Raw genomic sequence first — 20,781 nt, 5'->3', positions numbered from 1 at the left:
TCCGGTCCCCCGCCATTTTCCAAAGATACAGGAAGCCCCCGGGACGCTTCTGGATATAGGAGGATTACATGCAAAACCAATTGCCCTTTGCAGTAGCAAAAACAGAATCATTTTTTGAAAAGCTTGGCGACTGGATCGGGGATGTTTTCTATGATCTGCTCCCTGAAGCCGGTTTTGAATTAAGAGACGAACAAATCTATATGGCTTTCCAGCTGGAAAATGCCTTCAAGGAGAAAAAGACAATCTTTGCTGAAGCTGGTGTCGGAACAGGAAAAACGCTTGTCTATCTCCTGTATTCCATCTGCTACGCGAGATATACGAATAAGCCGGCCATCATCGCCTGTGCCGATGAAACTCTCATCGAGCAGCTTGTTAAAAAAGAAGGTGATATTGCGAAGCTGGAAAAGGCGCTTGGATTGAATATTGATGTACGCCTGGCTAAGTCAAGGGATCAATATCTTTGCTTGAACAAGCTGGACAAGGCTGTAGCGGAACAGGACTATGAGGCATATGGAAACATTTATGACCAGCTTCCGTCCTTTACCCACAGCGGAGGATCGCTGCAGAATTTCGAAAGATACGGAGACAGGAAAGATTATCCTGAGCTGACAGACAGCGAATGGACCGGTGTATCATGGGATTCCCTTCAGGATTGCTTTACATGTGAGAAAAGGCACCGGTGCGGCCAGACACTTCACAGGGATTATTACCGGAACAGCCAGGACCTGATCATCTGCTCGCATGACTTTTATATGGAGCATATCTGGACAAAAGAATCCCGCAAAAGGGAAGGCCAGCTGCCCCTGCTGCCTGAATCCTGCACGGTTGTATTCGATGAAGGGCATCTGCTTGAGTATGCCAGCCAGAAAGCCTTGACATACAGGCTGACCGAGCAGATTCTTGAATCGCTCCTTACCCGCCTGATGGCAAATGACGTAAGGGAAAAAACTTTGAATCTGATTGAAGACACCATCGTCCAGAATGAGACCTTCTTCCATGCCCTTTCAGCTGCTGCCGGCAGCCGGACGGACTCTGAGAAACAGCAGATTGCCAAAGGGCCGGCTGTTCTGAAAGAAGGAAAGCTCCTGCTTGAAATGATCGGCTCGCTGGAAGAGGAGCTTGTCTTTGAAAGCGAAATGTATGTTATAAATGAATATGACCTCAAGGTTGTTGAAGAATATCTTGAGCAAATATCATTCTCGCTCTCCCTTTTCATGAAAGATAAGGGAGGAATCAATTGGTTTGAAGAACATAATGGTGAACGGACCCTTGTCATCATGCCTAGAATGGTAGAGGAAATCATGAGGGATGAGGTGTTTTCCCAAAAGAAGCCATTTATCTTTTCTTCCGCCACATTATCGGAAAAAGGCTCCTTTGATTATATGGCCACGAGCCTTGGCATCGACGACTATTTATCATTCACTGTAGCATCACCTTTCAGCTATGAAGAGAAAATGGCCATTCATATGCCTGAATACAGTGAAGAGGATATCACCGGCAAAATGGAATATACTCTGGAACAGCTTAAGAAATCTGGAGGCAGAGGCCTTGTGCTCTTTACAGATCAGAGAGAACTGAACCTTTTTAGGGACTATGCACAGGGCAAAACGGAATTCCCTGTCTATTTTGAAGGAGAGGCTGAAATCAGTACGCTCGTCTCAAAATTCCAGAACGAAGAAGAAGCGGTCCTTTGCTCTACAAATCTTTGGGAGGGCTTAGATATACCTGGCAGATCACTCGAAAATGTAATCATTTTCTCACTCCCGTTCCCTCCGCATGATCCGGTGTTTGATGCCAAGCGTGAAAGCGCGGAAGATTCGTTCCGGGAAATCGACATGCCATACATGCTCCTCAGGCTCCGCCAGGGAATCGGCAGGCTTATCAGGAGCCATGAGGACAGAGGAACAGTACACATCCTGACCAGCAGAGAAGAAGATGTTTCTGTGCTTGAGTCTGTTGAAGCTGTGCTGCCTGTCACACCTGTTAAATAAGGTTTTGATTGCCCCCCCTTGGCAGAGGGAGGGGCTTTTTGCATCCATTGAAGGGGACGGACAGGGAGAATAAACTTTACTTTGGTCCTCATTCGCTGCAGGTTTGTATTCCCTTTATTCAAGCAGGGATCAGCATGCAAACTAACGGCACAACCATAAAGAGAGATCTATTCCTTCAGCCTTCTTCACTGCATTCAAAGCAGATCGTTTTCTTGTCATCCGTTATGATTCCGTTGAAAAATCCGTCCAGGCAATAAATCGTTTTCCCGCATTGTACGCAGGTTCCGGCAGGTTCCCTCATCATTCTTCCTCCTGTTTTTAGGTGATTTGCAGTTCTATTCTAGCGTTTTATTCAGAAAAATGTGATAAAATATATGTTGCAAATGATTTTTAGGGGGATGCCAGCATGAACGAAGCATTGAAAAAAACTGAAAAAGACTTTCTTGATTTTGTTAAAAAGATGGGCGCTTATAATGAGGCTCTGTCATTAATATACTGGGATCTCCGTACGGGCGCTCCCAAGCAGGGGGTTGACCAGCGCACTGAAGTAATTGGCATGCTTTCTTCTGAAGTGTTCAAGATGTCCACTTCCGAGGAAATGGCTGCATACATAGCAAAGCTTTCAGGAGAAGAAGCGGCTGCATCACTTGATGCAATTACTGTGAAGGTTCTTGAAGAAAGCAAGAAAGAATATGACCGGAATAAGAAGATTCCGGCTGAGGAGTATAAGGAATACGTTATCCTGCAGTCAAAGGCTGAAAGTGTATGGGAAGAGGCAAAAGACAAATCGGATTTCACGCTTTTCCAGCCGTATCTCGAAAAGCTTGTGGAAGCCAATAAGCGCTTTATCCAGTATTGGGGCTATGAAGGCAATAAATACAACACACTCCTGGATTTGTATGAGCCGGGTGTGACAGTCGATGTGCTGGATGAAGTCTTTGGCGAGCTCAGAAGCAAAATCGTGCCTCTCGTCAAGAGCATATCCGAATCAGATTCAAAGCCGGATACCAGCTTTTTGTATGAAAATTTCCCAAAGGAGAAGCAGCGTGATTTCAGCCTGGAAATCCTGAAGCAGATGGGCTATAACTTTGATGCAGGAAGACTTGATGAAACGGTACATCCATTTGCGACCGGCTTGAATCCAGGGGATGTCAGGGTGACAACGAAATATGATGAGAAGGACTTCCGCACTGCTGTATTCGGTACAATCCATGAAGGCGGCCATGCGCTGTATGAACAGAATATTTCCAAAGACCTTATAGGCACTCCGCTGTGCACAGGGACATCAATGGGAATCCATGAATCACAGTCTCTCTTTTATGAGAATTTTGTAGGGCGCAGTGAGTCATTCTGGAAGAAAAATTACGGACTGCTCAAGCAGTACGCTGATGGCCAGTTTGATGGGGTGGAGCTGGAAGATTTCTATCGTGCCATCAATGAGTCAAAACCGTCGCTGATCAGGATTGAAGCAGACGAACTGACCTATCCGCTTCATGTTATTGTCCGCTATGAAATCGAAAAAGGACTGTTCAATGATGAAATTGAAGTGAAGGACCTTCCGGAAATCTGGAACAGCAAATACGAAGAATACCTGGGAGTGCGACCATCCAATGATGCAGAAGGAGTTCTTCAGGATGTCCATTGGGCCGGGGGCAGCTTTGGGTATTTCCCTTCCTATGCACTCGGATATATGTACGCGGCACAGCTAAAGCAGGCGCTGCTGAAGGATCTTCCTGATTACGACCAGCTTCTGGAAAAGGGGGATCTTGCGCCAGTCAAGGAATGGTTCACGAAAAATGTCCATCAGTACGGCAAGCTGAAAAAGCCGCTTGAGATTCTTGAAGATGTTACTGGCGAAGGGCTGAATGCCAGCTGCCTGTCAGAGTATCTTTATGAGAAATACGGGAAGGTTTACCGTTTAAAAGAGTCCTCCCGTTAATTTGAAAAAATAAAGAAAGGGAAAAAGAGCGGGGTGCAGCCGCTCTTTTTCTGCAGGGTGAGGCAATGAAGAAGCTGATGCCGTATTTTGCAATCTCTGCCGGTGCATCTTTATGGGGCCTGATTGCCTATTTTATCAGGGGCTTGTCCGGGTTCGGCTTTTCCTCAATGGAAATCGTCGGGATCCGGGCAGTAACTGCAGCTGCGGCTTTGCTGCTGATAGGGCTTTTTCTGGGCCCGGGCCGGCTGGCTTTAAAAAGGACTTCTGATATTGGCCTGTTTGCCGGCACCGGAATTTGCAGCATTGTATTTTTTAATTGGTGTTATTTTACGAGCATTAATTTGATGGATATTTCGATTGCAGTCATACTGCTGTATACTTCTCCCGCTTTTGTCGCAGTGTTGTCCTATATTTTCCTGAAAGAGAAAATAACCGGGCGGAAAATCATTGCCGTTTGCGGGACTGTTGCCGGCTGCATCCTGATTGCAGGGGTGGGGGGCGGTTCCGGTTTGAGTGTGATTGGGGTGGTAACTGGACTGGGAGCAGGTCTTGGCTATGCGCTTTACAGCATATTTGGGAAGTTTGCGCTCCAAAAGTATGAGCCGTTTACTGTCACGCTGTATACCTTCGTGACTGCCTCTGCTGTTCTGCTGCTTGTTACCAGGATATGGGAAAAAGCTTCTCTGTTTTTACAGCCGGAGGTTCTGTTCCTTGGCCTTGGCCTAGGCCTGCTGCCGACCGTCCTGGCCTATTTTCTGTACACCTGGGGTTTAGAAAAGACAGAAAGCAGCAAAGCAGCGGTCATTGCTACAATTGAGCCTGTCGTAGCCATCTTTATGGGTGTTGCTTTATATTCAGAATCACTGGGTTACATGCAGCTGTCCGGCTCTATCATAATCCTTCTGTGCGTCATCCTCGTGAACCTCCCGGAAAGAAAGGGGAGAACACCCCTTGAGACAGGGAATAGTGCATAAAGAAACACTCCAGCAGCTGCTGGAGTGTTTTCTTTCAGTCTGGAAAATTATTTTGGCTTGTCTTAAGCTGGCCCGCAGGACGCGGCGTTATTTGCCTGCGTTCCTTACTTCTGGCAAGATGATTACCATAGTTTATACCCTTTAGATCCCGGCGGTGCGTTTTGGATCAGGTCGATGAACGGGATGGTGTAGGCAAACAGGATGAGGGCAGCGGTGATGCCGAGCCAGAGCTTCCAGTTTTCAAAGACAAGCGGCGTTTTTTCGGCATTTTCCGCTGTTTCGCCTACCGGGAATTCTTCAGAGCCTTTAGGGGCCATGAATGCGAGATTTACAAAGATATACAGCATCAGGATGATAGCAAGGAACAGGATGGATCCTCCAATTGCCTGTGCGACCTGATAGGGAATCCATTCAGCTGCCTGTGCCGCTCCGCCGTACTCAGAAAAAGAAGAGCGGCGGGGGGCGCCCAATAATCCTGCAGCATGCATGGCCCCGGACATGAATGTCATGCCGATTGCCCAAAGCACTCCTTGTGTAATGGCGAGGCGGTTCATCGCTTTCGTAAGGACTCTGCCAGTCAAATGCGGCACCAGCCAGTAAGAAATGCCGAAGAATGTCAGGACCACAGCAGTTGCAACGGTCAAATGGAAGTGGCCGGTTACCCAGATTGTGTTGTGGACTACCTGGTTCATCTGGTGTGATGCGTTAACAATGCCTCCTGCACCTGCAGGGATGAAGGCAACCATTCCGATGAATGGAACTGTAAAGCGGGCATCCCCCCATGGCAGTTTTTTGAGCCAGCCGAATAAGCCTGTTGCCCCTTTGGATCTTCCAAATCCCTCAAATGTAGCAAACAGTGAAAAGGCAGTCATTAAAGAAGGGATAACAACCAGGAATGTCAGGATTACCTGCAGGAATTTCCATGCCGCGTCGATACCCGGCTCCATCAGCTGATGGTGGAATCCGACCGGTATGGAAAATAGCAGAAATAGAATGAATGACATCCGGGCCAGTGAATCAGAAAAAATTTTTGCGCCAATTACTTTCGGAATGACAACATACCAGCCCATATAAGCAGGAAGGAGCCAAAAATAGACGAGCGGATGTCCGAAATACCAGAAGAGCGTCCGGCTGACTCCGACATTGACGGTCTCGACCAGGCCAAGCGACCATGGCAGCAGCTGTATCAGCACCGTTGCGGCCACTCCAATGGTAGCGACGATCCACATGATGGTATTTACCAGGCTCATGAATGTAAGCAGGGGACTCGGCTGCCTGGGATTATCCCTGCGCCACTCTGCATATTTCATGATAATCGCAGCGCCATCAAACCAGCTGCCGACTACTACGAAAGTCAGTCCAAGATAATAAATGGCATGTGCCTGCAACGGGGCATAAAAGGTATACAAAACGCTTGCTTCATTCAGCAGTATCATGACGGCTGCCATCATGGTTCCGGCTGTCATGAGCCAAAAACCGATCCAGCCCATTGTCCGCTGCTTTTTCGTCAAGGTCCCGGCTGTTTTGCTGACTGCTGCAAGCTGGAAGCCCATAATGAAGAACGTTGTCAGTACCAGTCCCAATACGACTCCATGGACAGTGAGTATCTGATAATAGCCGATTCCAGCCGGCAGCTGGAACTTGCCGGAGCGGACGAGCACCTGCAGTAAGCCGGCAAGGCCGCCGATTGCGAGCGCTGTGAAGGCTACATAGAAATGAGCCATGGCTAGCTTCCCGTCCTGTCTGTCAACCTTTGTATTCTGATTTTGCTTCATGATGCTTCAACCACCTTTATTTTTGACGTCATCATATGATGTCCTGCACCGCAGTACTCATTGCACAAGATAAGATACTCTCCAGCTTTATCAAAAGTTGCTGTATGCTCACTGATATATCCGGGCTCCAGCATCATATTGATATTTGAGCCGGCGACCTCAAAGCCGTGGATAACGTCCTTTGTCGTTGCCATGATCTTCACCTTTGCCCCAAGAGGTATTTCAATTTCGCCAGGATTATAGGAAAAGGCGGAGGCAACGAATACAAGCTCATAATCCCATTCCTTTCCCTCCACTTTTTTTAGGCCGGGCTCATTGAAAGGCGCCGTCTGGTCCACCTTCTCCGGATTGATGGTTGCAAGGCAGCTCGGGGGCTGGTTGCCAAGATAGAATGCGCTGATGCCAAGAACCGTCAAGAAAACGATCAGTGAGCCGATTCCGAACCCGAGCCAGGCTTTTTCAAATTTATGCATATGCATAGCTTTCTTCTCCCTTCAGGCATTTCAATCATAATGGATAGCATGCTTGATGATTAAAATCGATCTGTAAATAAAAAATAGACGCCTGCCCATACTCCGATTAAAAATAAACCCAGAATAAACACAGAGGCCAAGGTTCCCTTTAAAGATGAAGCATCCTCGATCTTTGTTTTATTTTTCCTGCCAAGTTCCGTGTTTGCCATGGCTTTTTTCTCCTTTCAATATGGATGAATAAATAATGATTACATGTTCATCATACAAGGAATTTCTCCGGATTCTACCAGTCTTCACCTGTTTCACAAAGTGTTCATTCATTCTGTTGGCACTATGCCAATAGTGTAAAATTGCTGCAGCAGGCCGGAAGGACCGGGATTCTTATATAGAAATGTGAAATTTATGTGAAAAGGAGAAATACTCAATGCGTCATTAAGTAAATAAGCCCAGGCTGAGAAATGGAATGACTCTCCCCAGGGGATTATATTCACTATTTTAGGATTATTCAGAAATGGACTGTATAAGTGCTTCTCAAGAGCCAAAAAGCACCATATTATCACTAAAAGCGAACAATGCAAGTGGAATAAAAACAAATAATTCGACCTTTTTCTCTTATTAAACTATTGAAATATCTTGCTGGGGTGTTATAATGAAACATAATTTCATAACGATACACTCATATAATCGCGGGAATATGGCCTGCAAGTTTCTACCGGACTGCCGTTAACAGTCTGACTATGGGTGAGCAATGGGAGGCATTGGGATCTTTTGCTGTTGCCCCTGCCTTATAAAAGCCTGAAGGGATTGCTTCACTCATTTTTTTGCAGTGAGTGATTTCCTTCAGGCTTTTTTATTTTTCTATTCATAGGGAGGATAATGATGAAACTACTAGAAGAAACAATCAAAAGAGAAGGACGGGTGCTGTCTGACAGTGTCCTTAAGGTAGACTCGTTTCTCAACCATCAGATCGACCCTTTCCTGATGAAGGAAATAGGCAAAGAGTTTGCAGCACGTTTTGCAGGGGAGGCTATTACGAAGATTCTTACGCTGGAATCGTCAGGGATTGCTCCATCTGTCATGGCTGGGATCGAGCTTGGGGTGCCCGTGCTGTTCGCGAGAAAAAGAAAATCATTGACTCTCTCAGAAGGGCTGCTTTCCGCCAGTGTCTATTCTTTCACAAAGCAAGAGTCCAACGAGATTTCAGCATCTTCCAAATATCTTGGCGCTGATGACAGGGTCCTTATCATTGACGACTTCCTGGCCAATGGCCAGGCTGCTTTGGGGCTCATCGAACTTGCCGGACAGGCCGGGGCTTCAGTTGCGGGCGTTGGAATCGTTATTGAAAAGTCCTTCCAGGAAGGACGCAGCCTGCTGGAAGAGAAAGCTGTCAAAGTGGTTTCCCTTGCACGGATCCAGTCGCTTGGGAATGGAAGCATCACATTCTTGGAAAATAGCAGGGAGGCATCAACACGATGAAAAACTCACCATTTAAAATAGCTTCATTGGGAATCCAGCATGTTTTAGCCATGTATGCAGGTGCTGTCATTGTACCCCTTATAGTGGGCGGGGCCCTGGGGCTGTCAGGAGAAGAGCTGACATATCTTGTTTCCATTGATATCTTAATGTGCGGAGTGGCGACGATCCTCCAGGTATGGCGCAATCAATTCTTCGGCATCGGCCTTCCGGTTGTGCTTGGCTGTACGTTTACCGCAGTCAGCCCGATGATTGCGATTGGCGGGCAATATGGCATTACAGCTATTTATGGATCTATTTTGGTTTCGGGCCTTTTTGTTATACTGGTAGGAAAATATTTCGGAAATCTTGTGCGTTTCTTCCCTCCGGTTGTAACAGGCTCGGTTGTTACCATCATTGGTATCACACTTATCCCGGTTGCCATGAATAATATGGCTGGCGGCGAAGGCAGTGCCGATTATGGTTCGCTTTCCAATCTGGCCCTTGCATTTGGAACTTTATTCTTCATCATTATTTTGTATCGCTTGTTTACCGGATTTATCCGCTCTGTTTCAATCCTGCTAGGACTATTTGCTGGAACAGCCGCTGCATTCCTGATGGGTAAATCAGATTTCTCGGCAGTGGGTGAGGCTTCATGGTTCCATATGGTCCAGCCTTTCTATTTCGGGATGCCGACATTTGAACCGGCAGCAATCCTGACAATGATCATTATCGCGATGGTCAGCCTGGTTGAATCAACAGGCGTTTATTTCGCCCTGGGGGATATTTGCGGCAAGAAGCTGGATAAGAAAGACCTGGCAAACGGCTACAGGGCAGAAGGGCTTGCGATTGTCCTTGGCGGGCTGTTCAATGCATTTCCATATACAACGTATTCTCAGAATGTCGGCCTTCTCCAGCTGTCAGGTGTGAAAACCAAGAATGTCATTTACACAGCGGGCGTATTCCTTGTCCTCCTTGGCCTGGTTCCAAAAATCGGCGCCATGACTACAGTCATTCCATCAGCTGTATTGGGCGGCGCAATGATTGCCATGTTTGGGATGGTCATCGCCTATGGAATCAAAATGCTCAGCCAGGTGGACTTTTCTTCACAGGAAAATCTGCTGATCATCGCCTGCTCTGTCGGAATGGGGCTTGGAGTCACAGCAGTTCCAGGCCTGTTCGCTGAAATGCCTGAGAGCATCAGGATCCTGACAGATAACGGCATTGTAGCGGGAAGTTTGACGGCTATTGCACTCAATCTTGTATTTAATGTAAAAACCTCCAAAGCAAAGACCGCGGCCTCTAAGCTTGAAGAGAAGGCAGCATAATAATAGCCAGCCATCCCGCTTTTAATGGGGATGGTTTTTTTGTGAAACATATTCTCATGATAAACGTATTGAATAATATGAAACTTAAAGGAGGAATGAAAGTATTGAAGATAATCTTCCGGCTGTTCATGTTTGCAGTGACAGCCCTTTCGCTTGCAGGCTGCTCCTTTCTGGAAGAGGCTGCCGGCACTGCAGAGTATGCCAATAAAGCTGCAGAGCATATTGAAAAGCTGAATGCATTTGCCGAGGATGCCCCGGGGATGATTGAAGTAGCTGCCGGGGATTCAGAAATCCGGCACCAGCTTGAGGAAAGGCTGGTTAATCTAAAACAGGATATTGAGAACTTTATTCAGCTTCAGGATATACCTGCTGCCGCTGAGGCCATTCATGAGGAGCTGGCTGCCAAAAATGAAGAGCTGCTGGAAGAAATCAATCTGGCTATAGATGGCGGCAATCTGGCCCTTGATCAATTGGAAAACTCAGAAATGATTAAAACAATAAATGATGCATCTGCCCTGCTGAACCGGATTGAAGGGCTGATGAATTAACTGATAAAAGGGCATCGCCATGATGCCCTTTTAACTTGTCATTTTCCTTCCAGCAGCTCATCCGTAAATTTAATGCTCTTTTCCAGCCTCTCCCGGTAGCTGCCGTTGATTATTTTATAGCACACATGATGTTCATCAAGAAGAGATTTCAGAAGGAGATGATTCTTCCAGCGCAAATCCTGATGCCCGAAGCTTCTTGTTCCGTCATCGACCCAATCTACATCCGGCTCCAATAAAAGCCATAAATCATACTCCTGCAGTCTGGCCATTTCATCGAGCACAGGCTGTCTTTTATTCAGATAGGCGTGAGAGAAAAACTGGGTGGTGATTGCCTCAGTATCAACAAAAAGGATTTTGTCTGCCAGCTTCAGCTGCTTCCATTCCTCCAGCTTATGGGCATATGCAATATGGGGGTAGTCTTCCGGTACTGTTATTCCCTCGCATCCTCCAAGTTCTTCATAAAAGGTCCGGCCATACTCCTTCACAAAAGAAGTATTATAAATCTGGGCCATATTGGCTGTCAGCGTGGATTTTCCGCAGCTTTCAGTCCCGGCAATCACCACTTTTTTGACGAAATGCGGCCGGACACATTTAGGCACCATATCCCAATGCTTCAGCACGCCATCTTTCCTGAACATCGTACCTGATACCGGATACCTTTTTCTCTCCGGATCTATGAGGATATGCTCAGCTTCCGGGTAAAGACGGGAAAAAATCGGTCCGTAATCCGGCTCTGAGCTGAACACAAAATCGATCGGACTGCCGATTGCGGCACGGATCTTTTTTGCGCCATTTTCCCAATCGGAGAAAGAGCCGGTCTGTTCATCATAAATTTCATGGACATGTACATGCGGCAGCTCCCTGGTCAGCTGTTTCCACCAGCGGAGCCGCAGTGTAAAGCTGACATGCTCTGCACAGCCGCCTTCAAAAAGCTTTCTTTCATAGTCGCTGTCGTGTGAGATGATGACATGAAGCTCGTCAGCTGTTGCAGCTGCCGCCGTCATGCTGTATACATGGCCAAGATGGGGGAAAGGCAGGAACTTTCCCCCGTACATACCAATTGTTTTTTTCTTCAAACCGCTGCAGCTCCCTGTTTTTTATAAAGTTTCGTCCAATTTATATACCCATAAATGCTGTTAAACAAGAATGCCGTCCACATGACGAGCATAGATATATCATTGCCCCCTGTTGAAATCAGAGCATTAAACCAGAGGATGACCGACAGGACATTGACAAGGATCCATAGAAGCCACTGCTCGGCGAATCTTCTCAGCATCAATATCTGTGCTGTTACGGAAAGGACATTTGTGGCAGAGTCAATATAAACAGATCTCCCCCCCAGATAGTCAAGGAGGAGGGCATATAGAAAAATGGACACCAGCACAGTAATTCCGAGAAGGGACCATCCCTTGGAATCAAGCGTCTTAACCTTCACATCTTCCCCTTTTATGCTGTCCTTTGTCATATTCTTTCTCCAGAGATAAATGCCGATAAACTGAATGGGAAAATAGAACAGGCCATTGAGCATGGCTTCCCCATACAGCCCGTAGGTATAGGAAATATAAGCATATGTCCCTGTCTGGATAATGCCGAAATAATAGTTTGCGATTTTTCCCTTTGCTACGAGGACAACACAAAGCATCCCGGCCAAAGAAGAAATAAGGCCAAGAAGGGAATCCTGCCAGGCAATAAACAAATACACATTAATAAGTGTAAAAACAAGAAGCCAGCTTATTTCAAATATCGTCCAATCGCGGAATATTTTCATGGTTTCCTCCTATGAAAGCAGATGCGGCCATACAGCCTAAAACTTATTATAGGTGATTATTTTCTGAAAAGGGAATAAATTTCCTGTTTTTTTACCATGGAAGCTTAGCAGAGGAACATTTTGTTTTTTAATAAATAAAATATAATTGCAGCAATACAGAATGAGGGTGAAGAAGTGGAAAAGTTCTATTGCGAGCATTGCAGGCTCCTTTACAATGAAGAGGGAAGCTGTAAAGTATGCGGTTCTGCTGCAGGCAAGAAAATTATCATAAACGTCCAGGCACAGGAGCTTTCATCTGATAAATCCAAGGAATAGGCTGGAAGGGCGCCGGCAGCGTGCCCTTTTTCCTGCATGAGGCAGAGAGTTAGGTGTCCCGGCATGCTGTATGTTAAAATTTATATGAATTTTCTAAAAAGGGTGATGGATATGTATTTGCCTGATTTCAGGGTAGAAGGGAAAAAGGCATTAGTGACCGGTGCGGGGCGGGGAATAGGACGGGCCCTTGCAATTGGGCTGGCAGAAGCGGGTGCAGATGTAGCCCTGATGGCAAGAACGAAGGCCGATCTGGAGGAAACCGCCGCAGAAGTGAGGAAGACTGGCAGGGAGGCCATTGTCATCCAGGCTGATGCAGCCAAAAGGGAAGATGTACATAATGCAGTCAAAACCGCTGCAGAACATTGGGGAAGACTGGATATTGCCGTCAATAATGCAGGCATGAATATCCGTTCAAAAGCGCTTGATGTAACAGATGAAGAATGGCAGACAATCATGGATACTAATCTCAAATCCGCATTCATGGTCTCCCAGGAGGCCGGAAGGGTTATGAAGGACAGCGGGACACCGGGCAGGATCATTACGATTGCCTCAGTTGCCGGACATGTTGCTTTAAGGACGGGAGTTGTGTATGCAGCAACAAAAGCCGCATTAATCCAGATGACTAAAGTACTTGCCATGGAATGGGGCCCTTACAACATCAACGTCAATGCAATAGGTCCGTGGTATTTTAAAACGCCGCTTACAGAAAAGCTCCTTGCAGATCCGGAATATCTGCAGGAAATATTGGATGTGACGCCGCTGAACCGGGTCGGCGAGCTGGAGGAGCTGGTTGGTCCGACAGTATTCCTGGCGAGTGCTGCCGGCAGCTATGTGACCGGCCAGACACTATTTGTTGACGGCGGCATGACGATTAAAGGATTTTAGACAGAATAGTCAAATCCCCCGGCGATGTGCCGGGGGATGTCTATTCCTTTTATCCAGCTGATAGGCGTCCGCTGCGGCTATTCAAGCATCAGGACGACCATCAGCTCACCTGCGCCTGAAAGCTTTACAGGCAGGCTGTAGGCCTTCTCAAACCCATAGACCTTCGTCTCGCCTACAAGGACCGTAGGGGGAGTGATATCAATCTGAAGGCCCTGCCCTGATAAGTTAATAGATAGATTGCCGGCAATCATATTTCCGAGTTCACCCGCGAAAGATTCCAGCATTTCACCTTCCAGCAGCATTCCAAACATAGCTTCGCCGATTTTGCTGAAAGCCTGCTCTTCTCCATCTATAATGACTCTGCCCCGCAAATCGCCCGTCATTCCAATCAGCACACCAATGCTATGCTGTGTAAAGGGCTGTGAAAATTGCGCCGGCTCCTCAACTGAAGATTCAAAAGGAAAAACACTTTTAATTGATTCAATAGTCCCGCTAATGATATCTTCAACATTTTTTGTCAATGACATGAATGATCCCTCCAGCAACCAGCTAACATTAATATTAACATAATTTCCCGCTGCTGGTAGTAAGTTTTTTGCAAAAACGTATCTTATTATTTCCCAAAGGCTGCGGGTCAAAAGTCTCTGGGCTGAAAGTATCGCTTCGGGTGGATATTAATTGGAAAAGATTAAATAATGAATGCCCCAGTAAAACAATATATAATAAAAGAGCACAGCAACTCCTTCAAAACGTGAAGCTTCCTCCAGGCGGGGAAGCTTTTTTTTGTCCGCGCTCCCGCTGTTCCTGCTGCATCCCGAAAGCCGTGCCAGATGAGAAACTGTGTATAATACTTCTTTGTTTGGAAAAATTAACAAGGAATTGTTTATAGAGCGAGGAGCGTATAAAAATGCCAGCTATCATCTCGGCTGCCGAAGCCATTCCTGCCCACAGGCTGGAGCAGGGACAAGTAATGGAGTTTGCAAGGGACTTGTTTTCGGAGTCCTTCAAGGATGTTGAAAGGCTTTTAAAAGCCTTCCATAATGGCCAGATATATAAGAGGCATTTTGCCAAAGGAATGGACTGGTACAGGAGAGAACATTCTTTTGAAGAAAAAAATCAGGCTTTTATTGAGTGTGCGGTAGAGCTTGGGGCAGAAGCCATCCGGAATTGCCTCCATAACAGACAGTTCCTGGGACGAAAAATAGATTATTCGGAGATTGATGCCATATTCATGGTGACAAGCACCGGAATTTCCACTCCAAGCCTGGACGCAAGAATCATGAACGTCCTGCCTTTTTCACAGCATACAAAAAGGATCCCTTTATGGGGGCTCGGCTGTGCCGGAGGAGCGTCAGGGTTATCAAGGGCTTATGAGTACTGCCTTGCTTATCCAAAGGCGAAAGTGATTGTCCTGGCAGTCGAGCTTTGCAGCCTGACCTTCCAGAAAAATGATCGGAGCAAAAGCAATCTGATCGGCACTTCTTTATTTGCAGACGGTGCTGCATGTGTCTTAATGGCCGGTGATCAAGCGGAATTGGTTAATATGGAGCGTTCTCACGCCATTCCAAGGATAATTGGCACAGCTTCGACAACCATGCCTGATTCCCTTGACGTAATGGGGTGGGATGTGAGGAACGAGGGTCTCTATGTAGTGTTTTCCAAGGATATTCCCTCCATTATTGAAAACTGGCTCAAGCCCAATGTAGAAAGCTTTCTGAAAAGGATGGACACCAGACTGGACGAAATAGATCATTTTGTTGCTCATCCCGGCGGGAAAAAGGTGCTGGATGCCTATGTCACCAGCCTGCAGTTTTCTCCCCATATGACAGATATATCCCTTCAGGTGCTGAAGGAGTTCGGCAATATGTCTTCAGCTACAATCTTGTATGTACTGAGAAGATTCATGGAAAAAGGGAAGGCAGGCGAGCTTGGGATTGCGGCAGCACTGGGGCCGGGCTTCAGCTCTGAACTGCTATTGCTGAGGTGGGAATGATATGGATTGGTTCACTGTTTTTATTTTGATCATCATGCTCCAAAGGGTCGGGGAACTGGCAGTAGCCAGAAGCAATGAAAAATGGATGAAAAGCCGGGGAGCCCTTGAGTTTGGCAAGGGGCACTACAGTATAATGGTCATGATTCATGCTTCTTTCTTTCTTTTTTACAGTTTTGAGGTTTCGTGGGGGAGCAGGACCCTTTCGTCCTTGTGGCCGGCAATTTTGACAGTGATCATAATCACTCAGGCTGGCCGGCTCTGGGCGTTGCTTTCCCTGGGGAAGTACTGGAATACAAAAATCCTGGTTATACCCCATGCCAATGTGGTCATGAGAGGGCCTTACCGGTTCATCCGGCATCCGAACTATGTAATTGTAACCTTGGAATTCCTCGCTTTTCCTCTGATGTTCCAGGCGTATTGGACATTGGCCGTATTTTCAATTCTTAATCTAGCCATCCTCTCAGTCAGGATACCTGCAGAAGAACAGGCTCTCAGCGGCCTGACTGAATACCGGCAAAAATTGCGGCGTAACCGTTTTCTTCCTGGAAGAAAACGAATTTCTGAAGAAAGCAGTTGAAAATGATTATCATTGATGATAAACTTCTAAATGAGGCTGAATATTATTCTCAATTGAAAAAATAATTCAACCAAGGACGGTGTTACATATGGTATCTGTTTTTATTATTGGTGTGATCGCTGTATACTCGTTTGTCATGAAGCACGTCTTAAGCCATGTTGCTAAGCCGCAGACAGTGAAATAAAATATTCCAGGCCCTTTCCCTTTAAGGAAAGGGTTTTTTGTTTATTTTTTTTAGCTTATAAGAGCTCCTTCCGCACGGCCTGGCAGCTGCATAGTTATAAATATATGAAAAGAGCGAATTATCGTTTAAAATGATAGTAAATTCATAAAAGCAAGGAGAAGTATCGGATGTCATTCACATTGCCTGAACAGCGGACAGCAGAGAAGCTCAACAAAGCCGCTGCCTTTCATGATTATTTAGCAGAACAGAAAGATGCCCAAACAGCAGAAAAGGCGGGCCAGCTTGCCAGAAAAATCAGCCGGGATGAGTTTACTATTGCTTTTTGCGGCCATTTCTCAGCCGGAAAATCAAGCATGGTCAATAAAATCATCGGTGAAGACCTCTTGCCGTCGAGCCCGATCCCTACCAGCGCCAATTTAGTGAAAATTAAAGCGGGGGAGGATTATGCCAAGGTCTATTTTAAAGAAGGTAATCCCCGCCTCTATCCTGCTCCATATGATTATGAGCGTGTAAAGCAGTATTGCCGGGATGGCGGCCAGATCCACTCGATCGAAATCAGCAAGCCGGGAACAATCCTCCCGGAGAATATCGCAGTCATGGATACACCGGGAATCGATTCGGCAGATGATGCCCACAGAATTTCAACAGAATCTGCCCTTCACCTTTCCGACCTCATTTTTTACGTGATGGATTATAATCATGTCCAGTCAGAGCTTAATTTTCTGTTTACAAAAGAGCTTGCTGCTGCTGGAAAAGAGATTTATCTGATCATCAATCAGATTGATAAACACAGTGAAGAAGAAATAAGCATGGCAAAGTTCAAAGCCAGTGTGAGAGAGTCATTTTCTTCCTGGGGGGTTCAGCCTGAACATATTTTCTATACCTCACTAAAGCAAGAGGAACATCCTCATAATGAGTTCGGAAAGCTGCGCCAATTCATCCATGAAAAGATGGCTTTAAGCAGGGAATTGCTTCCCCGGGCAGCAGAGGAAGCTATAAAAAGGCTCGCTGATGAGCATATCCGATTCCTGGAGGCGCTCGATGAGTCAGAAGAACAGCGTTTGAACGGAATATTGGAAGGGCTTCCGGGACAGCGGAGAGAGACTCTAGAAAAGGACGCTGCTGCTTTGGCGGATAAGCTCAATAAGAGAAAGGCAGAAAGGGATTCTTTCCAGGAACACCTTGGAAAGGAGCTGGAAAAGGTCTTAAAGAATGCTTACCTGATGCCTTACCAGACAAGGGAGCTTGCAGAAAAGTATCTCGAATCCCGTCAGCCGGGATTTAAAGTCGGCCTGTTTTTCTCACGCCAGAAAACCGGGGAGGAATCAGCCCGCCGCCTTGATGCCTTTTATCAGGACCTTCATGACCGGGTAAGGTCGGAGCTGGTCTGGCATATAAAGGAAGTGTTTTCAAGAACGATAAAAGAAAAAGAGCTGCTTGATCCGGAACTGCTGGAAGCGGTGCAAAGCTTCTCCATCCCGTTTACAGCACAAATGATCGAACAGACTGTGAAAAGCGGAGCCATGCTGACAGGTGAATATGTGCTTAACTATACAGAGGATGTTGCCTCAGCGGTCAAAAAAACGGCTAAGGATCATTTCGAACAAATCAAAAACATCATGATCCAAAAAGCGGCAGAAAATTCTTCCGAAGCAATTGAAAAATCAGAAGCGGAATACAGGGAAGTCAAAGGTCTTGCAGAGGCGTGGATCAGCCTGAATGAAATGAAAGAAAAACAGCTGGCTGCAAAAATGAGGCTGGAGCAGGTAATCCATGAAGACTATCCTTCTGATCAGCTCAGTGCCAGCGCAATCGAGCTGACAGCAGACACAGAAACAGCCGAAGTTGCGCCGGATGAAGAAGAAGACTTTTTGGATAAGGTGAACGATAAAGCTGAGATGGAAGAAGAAGAGATTCAATTTGCCGGGCGAAGCGCAGATCCGGATGACATAATCAAAAAGCTATTATTTACAGCTGAGAAATTGAAGGGCGTTCCCGGCTTTTCCAAGACGGCTGCCGAATTGGCCAGAAAAGCAGTGCGGCTGAAGGACAAGGACTATACGGTTGCATTATTCGGAGCCTTCAGTGCCGGCAAGTCATCGTTCGCAAATGCGCTGATTGGCGAAAGGCTGCTGCCGGTTTCGCCAAATCCGACTACAGCAGCAATCAACAAGATCAGGCCTGTCGATCATGATCATACCCATGGCACAAGCCTGGTGCATTTTAAAACAGCCGAGGTCCTTTACGGAGATGTCAATCGTTCCCTTAAGGCTTTCAATGAACAGGCAACAGATCTTGAAGATGCCCTGCGAAAAATAGGAAAGCTGAGTGAAGCAGGGGATCTGAACAGCAGTGAAAAAACCCATCTGGCTTTCCTGAATGCCTTTTCGAAAGGTTATCCAGATTACCGTGCCAAGCTGGGAGATACGATGACAGTGAGTCTGGCAGAATTCGGGGCCTTTGTGGCAGATGAAGAGAAATCCTGTCTGGTGGAGCTGATTGAGGTGTTTTATGACTGCCCATTGACGAGGCAGGGCATCACCCTTGTCGACACTCCTGGAGCCGATTCCATCAATGCCCGCCATACAGGTGTTGCATTCGATTATATAAAAAATTCAGATGCCATCCTTTTTGTCACCTATTATAATCATGCATTTTCAAGGGCTGACAGGGAATTCCTCATCCAGCTTGGAAGGGTGAAGGAGTCTTTTGAACTCGACAAAATGTTCTTTGCCGTCAATGCAGTAGATCTCGCCTCAAGTGAGGAGGAGATGGAGTCTGTGCTCCGCTATGTGGAAGATCAGCTGACTCAGTACGGCATTCGCCGGCCGCATCTGAATCCGGTCTCAAGTCTGCTTGGACTTCAGGAGAAGCTGGGAGAGGCAGCCGGCAAATCTTATTTGGCAGAGTTCGAGGAACGGTTTTATTCGTTCATTTCCAGCGAGCTCTCTGCCATTGCCGTAAACTCGGCTGAAAATGAATGGGAACGAGCCATCGGTCAGCTCAGGAGTTTTATCCGCTCTTCCCGGGTAGATGAGTCGGCAAAGCAGATGAAACGCGAGAAGATAGCAGGGGAGAAGGCTGGAGTCCGGGATATTCTTGAAAAAGGCTCTTCCCTGATGCTGAAGAAAAGACTTGAGCAGGAAGCGGATGAGCTCATCTTTTACATTAAGCAGCGGGTATTTTTCAGGTTTGGCGATTTTATCAAAGAAGCCTTTAATCCTTCTGTCCTGAAAGATGATGGAAGGAATATGAAGAAAGCGCTCCAGGATGCCCTGGCAGACTTCCTCAGCTCTTTCGGATTTGATTTTGCCCAGGAGATGAGGGCGACCTCGCTGAGACTTGAGGTATTTGCCGGCAAGCTGGCAAAGGAAGCCCAGGCCTCCCTGGTATCTTCCATCAGCAAAATCAGCGGAGACATTACTTTTACAGAATTTGAAGTCTCCAGCCATCCAGGGCTTGATTTCACATCCGCTTTTTCGGACCTGGAGCCCGGACTGTTCAAAAAGGCTTTAAGCTATTTTAAAAGCCCTAAGACATTCTTTGAACAGAATGGCAGAAAACAGCTGGGCGAGGAACTGCACAAAGTGCTGGATGGACCGGCTGACAATTATCTGGCTTCCGAGAGCAGCAGGCTGAAAGACTATTATGCACGCATTCTGGAAGAAGAATACCGAAAGCTGACTGCCGAAATGGCAGATCAGGCAGCAGAATACTATGAAGGGATTTCCGCAGCGCTGAGTGATGAAATTCCTCTTGATAAATTGATTGAACTGGAACGCTCACTCGTCCAGTTCACATCTGGCAGTAAAGGGTGATCACGTGAAGGAATGGCTTCAGGATCTGGAAAAGAAGCATAACATCACCATATATTATGCATGTGAAGCAGGAAGCCGCGCCTGGGGAACGGCTTCCGAACAATCGGATTACGATGTTCGTTTTATTTACAAATACAATGAGGTACGCAGCTATTTAGCGTTAAAGCCTGAACAGCAGACAATTGTCCATGCCTCGCCGGCAGACTCGGCAGGCTGGGATTTGTTCAAGGCTTTCAGCCTGCTGGAAAAATCGAATCCGAGCCTTTATGAATGGGCGTATTCGCCAATCGTCTATATTGACAGGCAGGATTTTGCCAGCCGTCTCCGGAACTTCATCAGTGAAGAATATTCTTCTTTTAAGCTTGCAAAGCATTATCAGGGACTGATGGTTCGGAACTTAAAAGAAATCTCGGGCAAGGAATTGACGCCAAGGAGGCAGAAACAGCTGATTCACGCTGCAAGATCCGGCCTGCTGGCAGGAATGCTGTCAAAAAAAATGAAAGCTGTGCCTTGGTCCGATCTCTTTGCCTGTGCTCCTGAAGGACAGGACTTTGCCCAAATACTGCCATACTATCATATCCTTGGAGAATCAAAGGCGAGCGGCAGACTGATAAAGGAAAGTGAAAGAGCAGAATTGGAGATCCTTTTATACCGGCAGACAAACCAGCTGGACATTCCGGCGGGGGAGGCTGGCAAAAGGGAAAATACCAGGGGGAAGCTGAACCAATGGCTTTGGGAACTTCTCAATATTTAGGGGGAAA

The 20,781-nt window shown here is 46.6% G+C and carries 19 protein-coding genes and 1 riboswitch; of the genes, 12 read left to right on the top strand and 7 right to left on the bottom strand.

The features are described 5' to 3' along the window. The first annotated feature begins 68 nt into the window (after window positions 1-68). Window positions 69-1,991, top strand: coding sequence for an ATP-dependent DNA helicase (locus tag CYJ37_RS12585; RefSeq protein WP_094767178.1), 1,923 nt, complete (start codon window positions 69-71; stop codon window positions 1,989-1,991). A gap of 175 nt (window positions 1,992-2,166) precedes the next feature. Here CYJ37_RS12585 and CYJ37_RS27775 read toward each other — a convergent pair whose 3' ends face one another. Next, window positions 2,167-2,295 carry a hypothetical protein gene (locus CYJ37_RS27775; protein WP_257964231.1) on the bottom strand — a complete coding sequence of 43 codons (129 nt, stop codon included), beginning with the start codon at window positions 2,293-2,295 and terminating at the stop codon, window positions 2,167-2,169. Between the two features lie 102 nt (window positions 2,296-2,397). Here CYJ37_RS27775 and CYJ37_RS12580 point away from each other — a divergent pair, with 102 nt between their 5' ends. After that, a complete protein-coding gene (locus CYJ37_RS12580; RefSeq protein ID WP_094767179.1) occupies window positions 2,398-3,930 on the top strand; it encodes a carboxypeptidase M32 in 1,533 nt (510 codons plus the stop codon). A 65-nt stretch (window positions 3,931-3,995) separates the two neighbouring features. Further along, window positions 3,996-4,904, top strand: a complete 909-nt coding sequence (locus tag CYJ37_RS12575) for a DMT family transporter (RefSeq protein WP_101550150.1) — start codon at window positions 3,996-3,998, stop codon at window positions 4,902-4,904. Between the two features lie 122 nt (window positions 4,905-5,026). Here CYJ37_RS12575 and CYJ37_RS12570 read toward each other — a convergent pair whose 3' ends face one another. From CYJ37_RS12570 to CYJ37_RS12560, 3 genes are read right to left on the bottom strand one after another with little or no spacing between them, the layout of a single operon-like run. Next, window positions 5,027-6,679 (bottom strand): b(o/a)3-type cytochrome-c oxidase subunit 1, encoded by a 1,653-nt coding sequence (locus CYJ37_RS12570; protein WP_101550148.1) that lies wholly within the window; start codon window positions 6,677-6,679, stop codon window positions 5,027-5,029. Continuing rightward, a complete protein-coding gene (locus CYJ37_RS12565) occupies window positions 6,676-7,158 on the bottom strand; it encodes a cytochrome c oxidase subunit II (protein WP_101550147.1) in 483 nt (160 codons plus the stop codon). Before CYJ37_RS12565 ends, CYJ37_RS12570 begins: the two co-directional genes overlap by 4 nt. 53 nt (window positions 7,159-7,211) lie before the next feature. Continuing rightward, window positions 7,212-7,361 carry a hypothetical protein gene (locus CYJ37_RS12560; protein WP_009791219.1) on the bottom strand — a complete coding sequence of 50 codons (150 nt, stop codon included), beginning with the start codon at window positions 7,359-7,361 and terminating at the stop codon, window positions 7,212-7,214. Window positions 7,362-7,808: 447 nt separating this feature from the next. After that, window positions 7,809-7,910, top strand: a riboswitch (purine riboswitch). A gap of 121 nt (window positions 7,911-8,031) precedes the next feature. Here CYJ37_RS12560 and CYJ37_RS12555 point away from each other — a divergent pair. The 3 genes from CYJ37_RS12555 (at window position 8,032) to CYJ37_RS12545 (ending at window position 10,480) form a co-directional block, all read left to right on the top strand. Beyond that, a complete protein-coding gene (locus CYJ37_RS12555) occupies window positions 8,032-8,628 on the top strand; it encodes a xanthine phosphoribosyltransferase (RefSeq protein WP_101550145.1) in 597 nt (198 codons plus the stop codon). Further along, window positions 8,625-9,932 (top strand): nucleobase:cation symporter-2 family protein, encoded by a 1,308-nt coding sequence (locus tag CYJ37_RS12550; RefSeq protein ID WP_009791217.1) that lies wholly within the window; start codon window positions 8,625-8,627, stop codon window positions 9,930-9,932. Before CYJ37_RS12555 ends, CYJ37_RS12550 begins: the two co-directional genes overlap by 4 nt. Window positions 9,933-10,027: 95 nt before the next feature. Continuing rightward, window positions 10,028-10,480, top strand: coding sequence for a DUF6376 family protein (locus CYJ37_RS12545; RefSeq protein WP_224952026.1), 453 nt, complete (start codon window positions 10,028-10,030; stop codon window positions 10,478-10,480). A gap of 38 nt (window positions 10,481-10,518) precedes the next feature. Here CYJ37_RS12545 and nadR read toward each other — a convergent pair whose 3' ends face one another. Further along, entirely contained in the window at window positions 10,519-11,556 is a 1,038-nt protein-coding gene (nadR, locus tag CYJ37_RS12540; protein ID WP_009791215.1) for a multifunctional transcriptional regulator/nicotinamide-nucleotide adenylyltransferase/ribosylnicotinamide kinase NadR, read from the bottom strand. Continuing rightward, window positions 11,553-12,248: a nicotinamide riboside transporter PnuC gene (pnuC, locus tag CYJ37_RS12535; protein WP_101550143.1), complete on the bottom strand. Its 696-nt coding sequence runs from the start codon at window positions 12,246-12,248 to the stop codon at window positions 11,553-11,555. The genes nadR and pnuC overlap by 4 nt, the downstream gene beginning before the upstream one ends. A gap of 174 nt (window positions 12,249-12,422) precedes the next feature. Here pnuC and CYJ37_RS27270 point away from each other — a divergent pair, with 174 nt between their 5' ends. Together CYJ37_RS27270 and CYJ37_RS12530 are read left to right on the top strand one after the other, a co-directional pair. Further along, complete coding sequence (locus CYJ37_RS27270; protein ID WP_009791213.1) at window positions 12,423-12,563, top strand: hypothetical protein; 141 nt, start codon at window positions 12,423-12,425, stop codon at window positions 12,561-12,563. Between the two features lie 111 nt (window positions 12,564-12,674). Continuing rightward, entirely contained in the window at window positions 12,675-13,448 is a 774-nt protein-coding gene (locus CYJ37_RS12530; protein ID WP_101550581.1) for an SDR family NAD(P)-dependent oxidoreductase, read from the top strand. A gap of 77 nt (window positions 13,449-13,525) precedes the next feature. Here the strand turns inward: CYJ37_RS12530 and CYJ37_RS12525 are convergent, their stop codons facing one another. Then, the gene (locus tag CYJ37_RS12525) at window positions 13,526-13,975 is read right to left on the bottom strand and encodes a chemotaxis protein CheX (protein WP_022544113.1); all 450 of its coding nucleotides are present in this window, start codon (window positions 13,973-13,975) and stop codon (window positions 13,526-13,528) included. Between the two features lie 380 nt (window positions 13,976-14,355). Between CYJ37_RS12525 and CYJ37_RS12520 the strand changes: the two genes are divergently transcribed. The 4 genes from CYJ37_RS12520 to CYJ37_RS12505 all read left to right on the top strand — a co-directional run bounded on the left by CYJ37_RS12520 (window position 14,356) and on the right by CYJ37_RS12505 (window position 20,774). Continuing rightward, on the top strand, window positions 14,356-15,441 hold the full coding sequence (locus tag CYJ37_RS12520) for a type III polyketide synthase (protein ID WP_101550142.1): 1,086 nt from the start codon (window positions 14,356-14,358) through the stop codon (window positions 15,439-15,441). Window position 15,442: 1 nt separating this feature from the next. Next, on the top strand, window positions 15,443-16,018 hold the full coding sequence (locus CYJ37_RS12515; RefSeq protein ID WP_009791208.1) for an isoprenylcysteine carboxyl methyltransferase family protein: 576 nt from the start codon (window positions 15,443-15,445) through the stop codon (window positions 16,016-16,018). A 351-nt stretch (window positions 16,019-16,369) separates the two neighbouring features. After that, window positions 16,370-20,020: a dynamin family protein gene (locus tag CYJ37_RS12510; RefSeq protein ID WP_101550141.1), complete on the top strand. Its 3,651-nt coding sequence runs from the start codon at window positions 16,370-16,372 to the stop codon at window positions 20,018-20,020. A 4-nt stretch (window positions 20,021-20,024) separates the two neighbouring features. Continuing rightward, window positions 20,025-20,774: a nucleotidyltransferase domain-containing protein gene (locus tag CYJ37_RS12505; protein ID WP_165352517.1), complete on the top strand. Its 750-nt coding sequence runs from the start codon at window positions 20,025-20,027 to the stop codon at window positions 20,772-20,774. Window positions 20,775-20,781: the final 7 nt, after the last annotated feature.

The sequence above is a fragment of the Bacillus sp. UMB0728 genome (assembly GCF_002858875.1).
In the GTDB taxonomy this organism is placed as follows: Bacteria; Bacillota; Bacilli; order Bacillales; family Cytobacillaceae; genus Bacillus_AB; species Bacillus_AB infantis.
Note: the sequence above shows the minus strand (reverse complement) of the source record. Positions and strands in the feature narration are given on the sequence as shown.